Genomic DNA, 13,293 nt, shown 5'->3' with positions numbered 1-13,293 from the left:
AAAAAGAAGATGGGCCCGCTGAGATTCGAACTCAGGACCTCCGCCGTGTGAAGGCGACGTCATAGCCAGCTAGACCACGAGCCCTCGTGTTCGTACATCATTGGCGTAGCGTCATAATAAACCTTCTTCCTCTCCGCCCGCCTCCCGATGCGGGCGGGGGGCGTGACAGGGCGGGTGCGCACGAAGAAAGGCGGGGCAGTGCGGAAGCGGTGTCAGAAAGGAATGCATCGACCGGGAATTGAACCCGGGCTATTGGCTTGGAAGGCCAAAGTCATGCCACTAGACCATCGATGCAGGAGTACCGTACGATATTCGCACCGGGAACATAAAATGGTATTGCCGGGGGTTTTACCGCGGCATATACCCGATCTCTTCTTCGAGGGCCTCGAGGGCAGCGACCCGCTTCTCCAGGGTCGGGTGGGTGGAGAAGAGCTCCATGATGCTGTTGCCGGAGAGGGCCGGGATGATGAAGAAGGCGTTCGCCCCTTCGACCTCCTGCTTCTTCTCCGGCGGGATCATGTCCATCCTGCCGCTGATCTTGTTGAGCGCGGAGATGAGGGCGCGGGGCTTGCCCGTGATGTACGCACTGCCCGCGTCGGCCGCGAACTCCCGGTACCGGGAGAGGGTGCGGATCAGCAGGGTGGCAACGATCCAGACGACGATCGAGACGACCCAGGCGACCATCCAGGCGCCCCCCTCCCGGCGGTCGCCGAGAGAGAAGAGCCAGGCGTTCTGCATGATGATCGCCGCCACCATCGCCAGGAACGAGGCGATGGTCAGGGTCATGACGTCCCTGTTCTTCACGTGCGCGATCTCGTGGGCGAGCACCGCCTCGAGTTCGTCGCGGGTGAGCAGACGCATTATCGAGTCGGTCGCCGCCACCACCGCGTGGGAGGGGCTCCTGCCGGTTGCGAAGGCATTGGGCACCGGGGAGGGCATGATCGCCACGCGGGGCTTGGGGATGCCTGCCTCTGCGGCGAGCTTCTCCACGATCCGGTGGAGCTCGGGGTACTCCTCCTCGCTCACTTCCTGGGCACCCGTGCTCATCAGCACCAGCCTGTCGGAGAAGAAGTACTGCGCGAAGGCCATCACCGCGGCGATGGCGACAAGACTCCACGGACCGATGCCGAAAAGGCTCCCGAGTATCGTGAGGAAGATCAGGTAGACCAGAAGCAGGAGTGCCCAGGTCATGAGCTGCCTCATCGTGAGCCCGAAATCACGTTTCCATTGCATATTACTATGAGGTATCTCTCTGTGCCTATAATACCTGCGACCCTCCCATCCGTGGTGAATGGCTATTTCAATCCGTATGCCCTAACTTTTCCCTGAAGTGGAACGATGGAACTCGATGAAGTGACAATCAGCAGGGCGATCCTGAAAACCCAGATGGAGACGATGGTGGAGTACCTCGATCTCGACGTCGCCGTCGTCGGCGGCGGCCCATCGGGCATCACCTGCGCTGCGCTCCTTGCGGAGAAAGGACTGAAAGTCGGTCTTATTGAGAAGAAACTCTCCATCGGCGGCGGCATGTGGGGCGGCGGCATGATGTTCCCGCGGATCGTCGTCCAGGCCGCGGCAAAGCGCCTCCTCGACCGCTTCGACATCGCCTCGACCGAGGCCGAGCCAGGCTATTATGTCGCGAAGTCGGTCGAGTCTGTCTCCAAACTCACCGCCGCCGCCTGCACCGCAGGGGCCGAGTTCTTCAACCTCATCGCCGTCGAGGACGTCGTCGTCAAGGCCGACGGCCGCGTCGCGGGCCTCGTCATCAACTGGAGTCCGGTCGAGATGGCCGGCCTCCACGTCGACCCCCTCACCATCAGGTGCCGCGCCGTCGTCGACGCCACTGGCCACGACGCCACCATCTGCCACATGGTCGCGAAGAAGGGCGGCGACCTCCCGATCCGCGGCGAGGGCTTCATGTGGGCCGAGAGGGCCGAGGGCAACATCCTCGACCACACGAAGGAAGTCTTCCCCGGCCTCTTCGTCTGCGGCATGGCCGCGAATGCCGTCGGCGGCGAGTGCCGCATGGGCCCGATCTTCGGCGGCATGCTCCTCTCCGGCGAGAGGGCCGCCGACCTCGTCGCCGCTGCGCTCAGGACCTGACCTCCCGGTCAGGAATGATAACCTTTTTTGATCACCTCTCCAACGAGATGATCATGGACGAAGTCGATTCCGAGGCACTTGCCGATGCCGCCTACGGCATCTTCGAGATCCTGCTGAACAGAGGACTCCTTGCACGCGGCGACCCCCTCTTTGCCCGCGTCGAAGGAGGCGCCGACTTCCAGGACGACTTCCTGGCGATCTTCGCCGACTTCGAGGCCGAGTACCCGCCCCTCGCCGCCGCCCTCGTCGGGCGCTTCGGGAGCGCGGCCGCCGTCTATCATCTCATCTCAGGAGGCGAGGGCGTCACCCCCTCGAAGACGACGGAGACCTACTGGATCATCGCCGACGACCCCGCGGCCGGTGACATCGAACCCTACGGCGAGCAGGCCGGCAAATGGCTCATCTTCTGCGAGACCGCGGAGGTCGACGCCCTCTGGAAAAAGATCAGGGACACCACCGTCGCCGGCAGTCTTGGCGTCTCCGCAAAAGTGAGCACCGCACGCCCCAATCCCGACTCCCGTGACGAGAGAAAAGTGGTCTATGTCTATACCCCCGACTGGAGCAACGAAGCCGACGTCATGCGGGTCAGGTCAGCGCTCAGGGCCCTCGGCGTCGAGAACAGGATCGGCTACAAGCGCAACATCGAGACCTTTGCCGGGGAGTACGCGGAAGAAGGCAAGAAGGTCACGTATTACAGCGCCTGAATAGACCCCTTTTTTTGGCTGTGGAGAAATCCTCGCGTAGAGCGATCACTTCCTTGTTGAGAGGTCACGGTAGAATTCCTGGTCTCGGGTTTTGGTTTCGGGGGCCCATCCCCTGACCCCTCAAAAACCTACGGTTTTCTCGAACTCTCTGACGCTCGTTGCCCCCGGACCTCGAAAATCAAAGATTTTCTCGACTCCCTTTGGTCTTCCCCGCTCAGGATTGGACTGGGGACGGTAGATACTGAGATGGTGAGGAGGAAGTTTGTCCACTGTCCCTGTCCTAATTTGTGGGACGACCGGAGGAAGTCGAGAAGACGAAGTCTTCGCTGTCCGGGGGTGAAACCCGTGGCACGTGGTGTGGGGGAAGGCAGTGGTTCGACACTCCCTCACGGGCCAGGCACTCCCGAACAGGAATTCGACAGTGACCTCTTCAGGAAACACTCTACGCGAGGATTTCAAGAGATTCCTTTTTGAGCACCCGGACCGCTCGGGAGGGGGACGTGCAGACGCACCGCGGATACTCTCCGGGCAATAACACAGAAAAGTATGGTGAGGGTACCTGCCGTGCGGCCGGTCGCACGTCCCTCTCTATCCTGTTTACGCCTTGCGTTCCTTGTTCTTGGGGCGGAGGTGCTTGTAGCCGCACTTGCGGCACTGTGTTGCTCTCAGTGCATTCCGTGCGTTGCAGCGCATGCAGACCATGACGTTGAGCAACCTTGCTTCTGCTTCAGGGAACCGTGCCATATCTTATCTCACCACTATTCGTTCTAAGTACAACGACGTTTGTCCACTTAAGGATATTGATCCTCCAGCCAGGCCCTGAAGGCGGCGAGTGCCCGCGCCCTGTGGGAGATCAGGTTCTTCTCCGCGAGGGGGATCTCGGCGAAAGTCCGGCCGCCGACCGCGAAAATCGGGTCGTACCCGAACCCATCGCACCCCCGCGGTGCGTCGGTCACCTCGCCCTCGACGATGCCGGAGAAGACCCTGACCTCGCCGGCCTCGTCCGCGTAGGCGATCGCCGTCTCGAAGTGGGCCTTCCTGTCCGTCCGCCCGGCCATCAACCTGAGGACCCCCTCGTTCCCGATCGTCCCCTGGACATAGGCGGCGTACGGGCCGGGAAAACCGTTCAGGGCATCGATCGAGAAGGCCGTGTCGTCGACGATCAGCGACCGCCGCACCTGCCCCCAGGCGTACCGCGCCTTCTCGCGGGCGATGTTCCTGACATCGTTGTCCCTGTACTCCGGGATATCGAGGCTGATATGCTCCACCTCGGCGACGCCCGCGAAGAAACTCGCCACCTCCTCGGCCTTGTGCCTGTTGGAGGTGACGACCGCGATCCTCAGAGGTACCGCCCCCGCCTCTCGATCTCTTCCTCGCGCTCGGCGATACGCTCAGCCCCGGGGAGGGCCGTGGCATAGCCGCGGAGGAAGGCCTCCTTCAACTCGTCGGGGTTCTCTGTCGTGCTCTCCAGCGTCTGGAAGAGCACGTGGAGGTCCACGCCGCGGTCCTCGATCTCGGAGGACGAATGGGCAAGTCCGAAGTCGATGAGCACGCACCTGCCGTCCCTCTCGATCATGTTTGAGGTCGTCAGGTCGCCGTGGACGATCCCGGCGGCATGGAGGCGGCCGACCGCGACGCCGGCGCGTTCTATGTTCTCCGGTGTCGTGGCGTCCCGCAGGATCGTCCCCTCGACCCTCTCCATCATGATCGTGTCGCCGGTGACATCAAAGAGGATCGGCGTCGACACCCCGGTCTTCCTGGCCGCGGCGATCAGCCGCGCCTCGGCCCGCGTCCTCTCCGTGATCAGGCGGGTATCCAGGGCCGCGACCCTGTACGACTTCGAGACACGCCTCTTCATCACCGTGTCATCGTCGATCGTCACGATCGCCTCCGCGCCCCGGCGCGGCCCCTCCTCGACCAGGCGCAGCACCTCGCCGTGCCGCCAGACCACGTCCACCTCATTGGCGCGGTAGTGGGAGTTCGCCCGCGACGCCTCGACCGGGATCGTCGCCCCGCTCTCCAGCATGATGCGGCCTGTGTAGGCGATCATCGCACCATTATCGCCGCAGAACTGCCGCTCGGGCACGAAGAGTTCGGCGCCCCTCTCCTCGCACATCGTCTTCAGCATCTCGCGGAGACGCCCGTTTGCGGCGACACCGCCGACCAGGAGCACCTCGTCCTTACCTGCCTGGGCAAGGGCCCGTTCGGTCACCTCGACACACATCCCGAAGGCCGTCTCCTGGAGAGAGTGGCAGACGTCCTCGATGTCGGCCTTGCTCTCCTGTGCGGCGGAGATCAGGCCGGAAAAGGCGAGGTCCATTCCCTTCACCGTATAGGGCAGGTCGATATACCGCCCGCCGCGGGCGAGTGCCTCGATCTTCGGCCCGCCAGGATGGGGGAAGTCCTTACTCCGGGCAAACTTGTCCAGCCCGTTCCCGAGCCCGATGTCCAGGGTTTCGCCGAAGATGCGGTACCGGCCGTTCAGGTAGCCGAGCACCTGGGTATTCGCTCCCGAGACATACAGGGTGATCGGGTCCCTGCACCCGGTCGCCCACCGGCCGATCTCGACATGCGCCACACAGTGGTTTACCCCGACCAGAGGCACGTCGAGGGCGAGGGCAAGAGCTCTCGCCGCCGTCGCCACAGTCCGCAGGCAGGGGCCAAGCCCCGGCCCCTGCGAGAAGGCCACCGCCGTGATCTCGTCCGGATCCGTGAGCACGCGGGAGATGACCTCCCGCATCGCGGAGGCATGGTGCTGGGCGGCCTCCCGCGGGTGAATCCCACCGCTCGGAGGCTGATACGGACTGGAGTAGAGGGAAACAAGATCCTCGCCGAAAATAGCGGCACTGAGGTTCCAGGCCGTCCCCTCAATACCCAGTACCTTTCCGCCCTTCTGCATCCTTATTCTGAAAACTCAGTATAGCCGCACTTCCCGCAGGCAAGGCGACCCTTGTGCTGGGCCATAAAGACGCCCACCCCGCAACGGGGACAGTACTTCCGCTGTGGCACTGCCTTGTCACCCTCGACCGAGAAATAGGCGCTGCGCTTTACTGCAGTCGGTGCAGCCTTCTTCGCCGCCGCCATCTTACTCGGCCCCCTCTGCCTTCGGGGCGCCCCTCTTGAGGAGGTACTCGCGCTCGGTCATCTTCAGGTTCTCCTCGTCGTCATAGATCCTGGCGACGCCCCGGAGTTCCATCATGCCGAACTGCTTCTTCGTTGAGTCGAGCACCGTCAGGCTTTCCTTGACATTCAGGAGGGCAGCCATTTTTCCGAGGATCTGGGCCCTCGAAGGTGTTGCGCCGTCGTAGGTAAGGGTAAAATGCACTTCCCTCCGGCTCAGAAGTTCATTCCGGTAGTCACGGGTGATCTCAAATTCCATCGATATCCCTCAAATATTGTCTACATATTTATTTAAAGCATGGGGGTTGATCCGGATCCCGGGTTATACCCGGACAAAAAGGGAATATAGATCGTTTGCAAGAGTTTTCAGGTCTTCTGTGACGATGCACGCCACCAGCCCCTCTCCCGGCTGCCCGTACAGGATCACCGAGTCCACGGGGGCGAGACGGGCGAGCGGGATCACCGCCAGGTCCTCCTCCCCGTCGACGATGATGAGGGCAGGCGGATGCTCCACGGCATCTTCGAGGGCCCTGACCAGTTCTTCAGTGAGGGTGCCTGCCGGGTTCTTCACCTGCACCCGGCGGTGGGCGCAGAGGGGAGTCTTTGCACAGGGCGCCCGCATCGTATATCCGTCTATGACGGCGATCTCAGGCGACCCCCCTGCCGCCAGCAGGTTGTGCGTCACCACGTCCCCCACCGTATAAACGGTCCTGCCCGCAAGCAGGGGAAGGGCATCGGCAAGTTCGGGAAAGAGCCTGCCGATCGGCTTTTTGAAACGGTCTCTGCACTCGTCAGGGAGGCGGAGCATCAACGGACCTTCAGAGCGTACCTGCCGGGCATTTCGAGGTTCATCCGCCGTGCGATCTCCGATCCTTCGGGGTCGATGATAATGAGGTAACCTGTCCAGTCCTCGGTGAGGTTCGTCGACCCGCAGGTCACACAGGACTCTCCCTCGACCACCTTGTGGCAGTCGCGGCAGACCTTCACCATCTTCTTCTTACGCGCTGGCGCCATGGCTCTCCTGCTCCTTTGTGCGCTCTTCGACAAGCCATTTTTCCGTGCCGAGACCGGCCTGTCGCATCGTCAGCCCGATCTTGCTCTCACGGGGCTCGCGCTCGTTGAGGCTCAGGGTCACCACCCGGCAGCGGATCCCGTCCCCGACCTGGATGGCCCGGCCCGACTCCTGGCAGTTGAGGGTGTTGTTCTTCTCGTCGTAGGTGATGAAGTCGTCGGAGATCTGGCTCACGTGGAGCATCGCGTCGATCGGCCCCAGGGAGATGAACGCCCCGAAACTCGTCGTTTCCACGACCTCCCCTTCGATCACTTCCTGCAGGGCGATCCTGAGCACCAGGGCCTCGAAGGTGACGTCATAATAGACTGCCCCATCGCCGTGGACGATTTCGCCCTCGCCGACCCTGTCGATCGTGGTCACGGCAATGAAGATGCCGATCTCTTTGTCTATGCTCCCTTCGAGCTGTTTCTGGAGTTCGTCCAGGATAACAGTTTCCAGGTCCTCGCCAAGGCGGTGCGGCGGCACCCTGACCTTGTCCTCGAGCGTCACACGATAATACATGCTATCCCCTTAAAATTTCCAATTTTTTCTGGCTTCTCAATGAGATTACAGGGACGCCCGCCGCGAGAAGGGCATTCCTCAGGCGGCGGTCGTTCGTCGCCACCATGCATCCCTCTGCGGCCGCGTACGCCTCCACACGGTCGTCGACCGCCCGGGCACTGCTCTGGCTCTCGACCTCGCGGCAGCGCTCTGCGAAGATCAGCCCGGCCCGTGCGGCGGCGGCGTCGTTTCCGCCGCCCCGGGCAAGCCCCTCCAGCTCGCGCTTCACGTCGGCGAGCACGAGCGGTTCATACCTCCCGAGGAGGGATCTGAGCTCCTCGAAGATGTCGATGCGGAACTGCACGGGCATCATCAGGGCATTGGTGTCCAGAAGCACCTTCACTCGGCAAGGATCCCCATGCCGATCAGACGCCACCGCCCTTCGACCTGACGGCTGATCGCAATCCTCGCTCCCACGTCCGCACATACCGGCCTCTTCAGGACCACTTCTGCCTGGTCCTTCTTCGTGTTCGTCACCACGCCTACGGTCACTGCCGTACCCACCGAGAGCATCAGCGGTTCCTTGTGCTTCAGCGGCGTGATGTCCAGTTCGCTTCCTGAACCGACGACCCTGTCCATCAACTTCACGGTGAAGGTGAGATGGTCGTGGATCGGCGGGAGGTCACCGACATGCCCTGCGACCTGACCGACAAGGGTGTCGCTCTTCGTGATCGCGGGGTCGAGCTTCGTGCCGAGTGCCATCAGCCCACCAGGCGCCGCCTCACTCACTTTCTTGTCGCCGGTGTGGATCGCGACGACCTTGGTGACGATCGGTTCCCAGACGGTCCTGTTCTCGGTCTGGGTCTGGATGCCCGGCCTGATCTCGATCTCTTCGCCGTCTTTGATGACGCCGCTTGTCAGGGATCCGCCGATCACGCCGCCCTTCAGGTCGCGCCAGTTCGCTCCCGGCTTGTTGATGTCGAAGGAGCGGGCGATGAGCATCCTGGCCGATGCTTCGGGGTCGCGCTCAGGGATCGGGATATTTTTGTCGAGTGCATCGATGAGAGCCCCGATATTGATCCCTTTCTGGGCAGAAACCGGGATAATGGGTGCGTTCTCAGCGATTGTTCCCTTCACGAACTTTTTTATCTGGCTATAGTGTTTGAGGGCGTCTGCCTGGGAGACGACATCGATCTTGTTCTGGACGATGACGATATTCTTGATCCCCACCAGTTCGAGAGCCGAAAGGTGTTCCTTCGTCTGCGGCTGTGGGCAGGGCTCGTTTGCGGCGATGACAAGCATTGCGCCGTCCATCAGGGCCGATCCCGAGAGCATCGTCGCCATCAGGGTCTCGTGGCCGGGTGCGTCCACGAAGGAGACGGTCCTGAACGGGGTGCCGGCGGCCCCGCAGATCGGGCAGACTTCCTTCGTGGAATAGGCTTCGCTCCCCTCGTGGTTTTCGCAACGGTAGAAGGTGGCGTCGGCATAACCGAGCCTGATCGAGATCCCCCTCTTCATCTCCTCACTGTGGCGGTCGGTCCACATCCCGGTGAGTCCAGAGACGAGGGTCGTCTTGCCGTGGTCCACGTGCCCGACAAGTCCGATATTGACGTTGGGTATCATAGCATCATGCAAACTGATTCAAACCTCCCTTCCTATATATATCGCACTCTTTATAGATAAATCGGTGCCGGACATGGGGGCCGGCAAATCCCGGAGTGGGCGGGCCATTGCGTACGATGTATGTTCCTGTTTCGGCGGCGGCAATGAATTGGTGTTACGCGTAATGCCATGCTTTATATTTTTGCGCGTACTACAGGATCGTATGAACCCAGAGAGCGAACTCTCCAGGATCGGTATCTCGCTGCCGAAGAACCTGCTCGACAAGTTCGACGCCATCATCAGCGCACGGGGCTACTCCTCACGTTCCGAGGGCATCAGGGATGCGATCAGGAGTTACATCACCTACTACCAGTGGATGTCCGACGTCAAGGGCGAGAGGCAGGGCGTGATCACGATGGTCTACGACCACGATCAGCGCGGCCTCCTCCAGACGATCACCGACATCCAGCACGAGTACATCCATACCATCCAGGCATCGATGCATGCCCATCTCAGCCATGACCAGTGCATGGAAGTGATCCTCCTCCGCGGCGACGGTGCGGCTCTCAAGACGATCGCCGAGAGGCTCATGTCCCAGAAGGGTGTGGAATCGGTAAAACTGACGACAATACCGATCGAGAAGGAGGATTAACCCCCTCCCTCGCAGGCATTGTCGATGTTCTTCCAGGCCTCCCCGAGGTCTTTGCCGAACTCCTTCTCTCTCCTGATGAGGTCGTCGGCGCTCTCCTCTCTCTCTTCCCGGGTGCGTCCCGGCTGTGCGGCAGGTTCCAGCGTGTCGACCCGGTACAGCAGTCCGGTGGTATCGATCTCGGCAAAGGTTTCCCCCCTGACCTCCTCGATCCTCGCCACCGTCCCGGCCGTGCCGGTCCGCGGGTAGCGTACCGCCATCCCGACAACGATCTCCGCGGTCTCCATGCAGGAGAATAGAGCGTGAAGATATAAAATATCGCCCGGCCAATCCCCTGATAATGTCCTTCACCTTCAACCACGTCAAAAAATGTTTTTTCGACGGCACCCACCGTTCATGTTCCCCTGAGGAGACCCTGCAGGTCATCGGGCCCCTGATGGACGAGATCGGCGTCGTCTCGGTCGAGGACGTCACCTCTCTCGACCGCCTGGGCATCCCCTGTTTCTCGGCCTTCCGCCCGCGTGCCGCCATCGGTGCGGCAAAATACCATGCCGGCAAGGGGAAGGGGCCCCTGCAGGCAGAGGTCTCCGCAATGATGGAAGCGGTCGAGCGCTACTCCGGCGAGTATCATGGCGACCGTATGGAGTACGCGAGTTTCGAGGAACTCGGGCCGATACGGGCGCTCGACCCGGCCGACATCATCCTGCCGCGGCCCCTGGAGAAGGACGAGAAACTCCACTGGAGCCCGGCCACCGACATCCTGAACGACGAAGACGTCCTCGTGCCCTCGAATGCTGTCTTCCATCCGTACGACTGTCTGGGCATGACCGTCCCCCTCTTCACCTCGGACACGAACGGCCTTGCTGCGGGGAATATCATGGAGGAGGCCGTCCTCCATGCACTCCTTGAAGTGATCGAGCGCGACGCCCTCTCACGGGCCGAAAGGCTGCGGAATATGGGGCGGCGCCTTGCGGTCGGTGCCGACGGGCCGGTGCGTGGGGTCATCGACCTCTTTGAGGGGCACGGGATCGCGGTTCACCTCTGGCTCCTGGAGGGGCGGACCGGCATACCGACGGTCGCCGCGGCTGCAGACGACACGGTCACGAAGGACCCGGCCCTCCTTGTGATGGGCGCCGGCACCCATCCTGACCCGACGATCGCGGCCCTCCGCGCCCTCACCGAGGTGGCCCAGAGCCGTGCGAGCCAGCTCCAGGGCGGCCGGGTCAACCCGGGCCGGCAGCACCTGATCGAACAGGCGGGCTACGAGAGAATGAAGCGGATCAATGGCGCGTGGTTCCGAGAAGCCGCATCGGTCCCGATCGAGGATGTCCCGAACCGTGCGACCGCGTATTTCGACGACGACATCAGGGTCGTCCTCGACGAGGTGGCGACCTCGGCCGACCGCGTCCTTCTCTGCGACCTCACGAGGACCGCGGTCCCGGTCGTCCGCGTGATCGTGCCGGGCTTCGAGGTCTCGCACATGAACTGCGACCGGATCCCCCGCAGGCAGGGGTGACAGTGAGGGGGTGCCGATGCCGGGGGGCTGCCGCTCGAAAACCTTCGGTTTTCTCAACTCACTACGGTCGCCTCCCGGTCCCTCGAAAATCAAAGATTTTCTCAAGCTTGCTGATGCTCGCACCCTGTAAGATCGGACGGGGATGGCAATCTCCCTTCTCTGGATATTCTGTCCGCCCTTTCCCCGTCCAATCCTAATTTTTGGGGTCCGGGGGCTTGCCCCCGGTTCAGATTGTGGGGAAGGCGTCGGCCCGCGCTTCCCCCCGCGGGATCCAAATGGTCTCTCCTGATCCCCGTATGAAAACTTCTCCAGAGCCCGCCCCTAGTACATCATCAATTTTCTGAGCCGCGAGACCAGGGCCACCGTGCCTGGCCGCGGGGGTGCGGTCTCCTCCTCAAACTTCTTTCCACGCAGAGCGGCGAAGATCGCGGCGATCGCCTTCCCGTGCGACGGGCCGTAGCCCCCCTCCAGGACGAGGGCCATGGGCAGGTCGAGAGAGAGGGCGAGGTTTGTCAGGAGCCCGTAGTCGTCCGGAGACAGGTGCATCTCTCCGTGCGGGTCGTCGGCGAGGGCGTCCTGCCCGGCTGAGATGATCAAGAGGTCAGGGCGGTGTGCCCGGACCGCGGGGAGAAAGACCCCGGCAAAGAGGAAAGCATAGTCCGCGATCCCGCCGCCCGGTGCGAGGGGCGCGTTGAGGGTGAACCCCCTGCCCGCGCCGGTGCCGACCTCCTCGGGCCAACCCGTTCCCGGAAACCCTCCCCTCTGGTGGACAGAGAGGTAGAGCACGCGGTCGGATGCGAGAAAGATCTCCTGGGTGCCGTTCCCGTGGTGCAGGTCCCAGTCCAGGATCGCAACGCGGTCCACCTCCCGGAGGGCCTTTGCCGCGGCAAAGGCGGCATTGTTGAAGATGCAGAAGCCCATCTGCCGTGCGGGTCTGGCATGGTGGCCGGGTGGGCGGACCAGGGCAAAACAGTTCTCGCCGTCGAGGGCGCGCTCCGCGGCGGCGCCGGCCGATCCCGCGGCGGTGAGAGCGACCTCCAGGGTCGAGGGGGTGATATAGGTATTGTCATCGAGAAAACAGCAGCCCCTGCCCATCTCCCTGATCCACCGCACATAGGCCGGGTCATGGACGATCTCGATCTCGGCCGGGTCGGCGGCGACAGGGGGGCGGACAGGGATGTCGGGCGGGAGGCCTTCGAGGACCTCCCGCAGGCGGGCGCCTGTCTCGGCGCCTCCCTCCATATCGTGTTTCGCAAACACCCTGCCGGTGATCGCGGACGCTTTCATCAGTTGATAGTCAACCCTTGCATGACGGCGTCCTCGGACACATCGAAGGTCCGGCCGGTCCCGACGATCCGGTACGGCCCGGTCGCACGCACGTCATAGGGCGTGCCCGAGGTGGAATACGGCACCACGAACTCGCCGTTGATGCTCTCCTGCCTGTAGGTGAAGGTCCTTCCCGTGTTTGCGGTCAGGCTCACCTCGATCGTCCCCTCCCCCTTGATATGAGCGCCGGGGACGAACTCGAAGACCTTGACGTATCTGATGTCCGGGGTCTTTGAGGAGTATGTGTTCTGGCTTGATTCATGGACGAGCCTGAAGTGCTGGAGTGCCGGCGCCTCGCTCCCGGCCATGGTAAGGTTGTTCTCGAGGCCGATGGTCCCGGCGTGCATCCCTGCCTTCGCCTTCGCGTTGTAGGCCTCCACCTTCGCCTGTGCGGTGTCCGCGTCCAGGATCGAGAGGTTCGTCATCACGGGCAGGCCGTAACCGGTCGCGGCGGCATCGGCGTACTCGGTGTAGTAGACCTGGTCTGATACGGACATCGAGCCGTCGAAGTTATGGAGGCGTGAGGTCATCGTCTGGAAGTACGCGGGGGTGTAGACTCTATACTGTACAAGGTTGTCCTGACCGACAGGGACAAGCCAGGTCTGCTGGTAGGGCTGTGGCCCGGCCTTCGGGTCGAACCAGGTCGCCATCGCCCACAACTTTCCGGTGTCCATCATGGTGTCGGTGATCACGTACCTGGTCCCGTCGTTTGTCAGGATCT

At 62.5% G+C, this 13,293-nt stretch carries 17 protein-coding genes, 2 tRNA genes and 1 pseudogene; 4 read left to right on the top strand and 16 right to left on the bottom strand.

Translation table 11 applies throughout. From position 1 onward, the window contains the following. Positions 1-10: 10 nt before the first annotated feature. The 3 genes from PHP59_RS07925 to htpX form a co-directional block, all read right to left on the bottom strand. Positions 11-84: transfer RNA gene (locus PHP59_RS07925), tRNA-Val, on the bottom strand. Positions 85-223: 139 nt separating this feature from the next. Further along, positions 224-294, bottom strand: a tRNA-Gly gene (locus tag PHP59_RS07920). Between the two features lie 54 nt (positions 295-348). Continuing rightward, positions 349-1,233, bottom strand: a complete 885-nt coding sequence (htpX, locus tag PHP59_RS07915) for a zinc metalloprotease HtpX (RefSeq protein ID WP_300165765.1) — start codon at positions 1,231-1,233, stop codon at positions 349-351. A 105-nt stretch (positions 1,234-1,338) separates the two neighbouring features. Between htpX and PHP59_RS07910 the strand changes: the two genes are divergently transcribed. Both PHP59_RS07910 and PHP59_RS07905 read left to right on the top strand, forming a co-directional pair. Beyond that, on the top strand, positions 1,339-2,103 hold the full coding sequence (locus PHP59_RS07910; protein ID WP_300165763.1) for a sulfide-dependent adenosine diphosphate thiazole synthase: 765 nt from the start codon (positions 1,339-1,341) through the stop codon (positions 2,101-2,103). A 53-nt stretch (positions 2,104-2,156) separates the two neighbouring features. Next, positions 2,157-2,807, top strand: coding sequence for a putative phosphothreonine lyase domain-containg protein (locus PHP59_RS07905; RefSeq protein ID WP_300165761.1), 651 nt, complete (start codon positions 2,157-2,159; stop codon positions 2,805-2,807). A gap of 597 nt (positions 2,808-3,404) precedes the next feature. Here the strand turns inward: PHP59_RS07905 and PHP59_RS07900 are convergent. The 10 genes from PHP59_RS07900 to PHP59_RS07855 all read right to left on the bottom strand — a co-directional run bounded on the left by PHP59_RS07900 (position 3,405) and on the right by PHP59_RS07855 (position 9,114). Beyond that, positions 3,405-3,551: a 50S ribosomal protein L40e gene (locus tag PHP59_RS07900; protein ID WP_083523286.1), complete on the bottom strand. Its 147-nt coding sequence runs from the start codon at positions 3,549-3,551 to the stop codon at positions 3,405-3,407. A gap of 47 nt (positions 3,552-3,598) precedes the next feature. Continuing rightward, positions 3,599-4,150 carry an RdgB/HAM1 family non-canonical purine NTP pyrophosphatase gene (rdgB, locus tag PHP59_RS07895; protein ID WP_300165767.1) on the bottom strand — a complete coding sequence of 184 codons (552 nt, stop codon included), beginning with the start codon at positions 4,148-4,150 and terminating at the stop codon, positions 3,599-3,601. Further along, positions 4,147-5,706: a bifunctional N(6)-L-threonylcarbamoyladenine synthase/serine/threonine protein kinase gene (locus PHP59_RS07890; RefSeq protein WP_300165758.1), complete on the bottom strand. Its 1,560-nt coding sequence runs from the start codon at positions 5,704-5,706 to the stop codon at positions 4,147-4,149. The genes rdgB and PHP59_RS07890 overlap by 4 nt, the downstream gene beginning before the upstream one ends. A 2-nt stretch (positions 5,707-5,708) precedes the next feature. Continuing rightward, positions 5,709-5,891, bottom strand: coding sequence for a 30S ribosomal protein S27ae (locus PHP59_RS07885; RefSeq protein WP_300165756.1), 183 nt, complete (start codon positions 5,889-5,891; stop codon positions 5,709-5,711). Position 5,892: 1 nt separating this feature from the next. Next, positions 5,893-6,186, bottom strand: a complete 294-nt coding sequence (locus PHP59_RS07880; RefSeq protein WP_300165754.1) for a 30S ribosomal protein S24e — start codon at positions 6,184-6,186, stop codon at positions 5,893-5,895. A gap of 63 nt (positions 6,187-6,249) precedes the next feature. Beyond that, positions 6,250-6,735 (bottom strand): GTP-dependent dephospho-CoA kinase family protein, encoded by a 486-nt coding sequence (locus PHP59_RS07875; protein WP_300165752.1) that lies wholly within the window; start codon positions 6,733-6,735, stop codon positions 6,250-6,252. Further along, the gene (gene spt4 / locus PHP59_RS07870) at positions 6,735-6,941 is read right to left on the bottom strand and encodes a transcription elongation factor subunit Spt4 (RefSeq protein WP_300165750.1); all 207 of its coding nucleotides are present in this window, start codon (positions 6,939-6,941) and stop codon (positions 6,735-6,737) included. Before spt4 ends, PHP59_RS07875 begins: the two co-directional genes overlap by 1 nt. Beyond that, a complete protein-coding gene (locus tag PHP59_RS07865; RefSeq protein WP_300165749.1) occupies positions 6,925-7,500 on the bottom strand; it encodes a DNA-directed RNA polymerase in 576 nt (191 codons plus the stop codon). Before PHP59_RS07865 ends, spt4 begins: the two co-directional genes overlap by 17 nt. 1 nt (position 7,501) lies before the next feature. Beyond that, positions 7,502-7,882 carry a PIN domain-containing protein gene (locus PHP59_RS07860; protein WP_300165747.1) on the bottom strand — a complete coding sequence of 127 codons (381 nt, stop codon included), beginning with the start codon at positions 7,880-7,882 and terminating at the stop codon, positions 7,502-7,504. Continuing rightward, the gene (locus PHP59_RS07855; RefSeq protein WP_300165745.1) at positions 7,879-9,114 is read right to left on the bottom strand and encodes a translation initiation factor IF-2 subunit gamma; all 1,236 of its coding nucleotides are present in this window, start codon (positions 9,112-9,114) and stop codon (positions 7,879-7,881) included. Before PHP59_RS07855 ends, PHP59_RS07860 begins: the two co-directional genes overlap by 4 nt. Before the next feature lie 190 nt (positions 9,115-9,304). Between PHP59_RS07855 and nikR the strand changes: the two genes are divergently transcribed. Then, positions 9,305-9,733: a nickel-responsive transcriptional regulator NikR gene (gene nikR, locus PHP59_RS07850; protein WP_300165743.1), complete on the top strand. Its 429-nt coding sequence runs from the start codon at positions 9,305-9,307 to the stop codon at positions 9,731-9,733. On the opposite strand, the gene PHP59_RS07845 is transcribed toward nikR, so the two are convergent. Continuing rightward, the gene (locus PHP59_RS07845; protein ID WP_300165741.1) at positions 9,730-10,017 is read right to left on the bottom strand and encodes a DUF2098 domain-containing protein; all 288 of its coding nucleotides are present in this window, start codon (positions 10,015-10,017) and stop codon (positions 9,730-9,732) included. The two genes, nikR and PHP59_RS07845, sit on opposite strands and share 4 nt — an antisense overlap. 53 nt (positions 10,018-10,070) lie before the next feature. Here PHP59_RS07845 and PHP59_RS07840 point away from each other — a divergent pair, with 53 nt between their 5' ends. After that, a complete protein-coding gene (locus tag PHP59_RS07840) occupies positions 10,071-11,246 on the top strand; it encodes a YcaO-related McrA-glycine thioamidation protein (protein WP_300165739.1) in 1,176 nt (391 codons plus the stop codon). Between the two features lie 321 nt (positions 11,247-11,567). Here PHP59_RS07840 and PHP59_RS07835 read toward each other — a convergent pair whose 3' ends face one another. Next, entirely contained in the window at positions 11,568-12,533 is a 966-nt protein-coding gene (locus PHP59_RS07835; protein ID WP_300165737.1) for a histone deacetylase, read from the bottom strand. Continuing rightward, positions 12,533-13,293, bottom strand: a pseudogene (locus PHP59_RS07830) (oligosaccharyl transferase, archaeosortase A system-associated); the annotation flags it as partial. The gene PHP59_RS07835 and the pseudogene PHP59_RS07830, both read right to left, overlap by 1 nt.

The sequence above is a fragment of the Methanofollis sp. genome, from assembly GCF_028702905.1.
Taxonomy (GTDB): Archaea; Halobacteriota; Methanomicrobia; order Methanomicrobiales; family Methanofollaceae; genus Methanofollis.
Note: the sequence above shows the minus strand (reverse complement) of the source record. Positions and strands in the feature narration are given on the sequence as shown.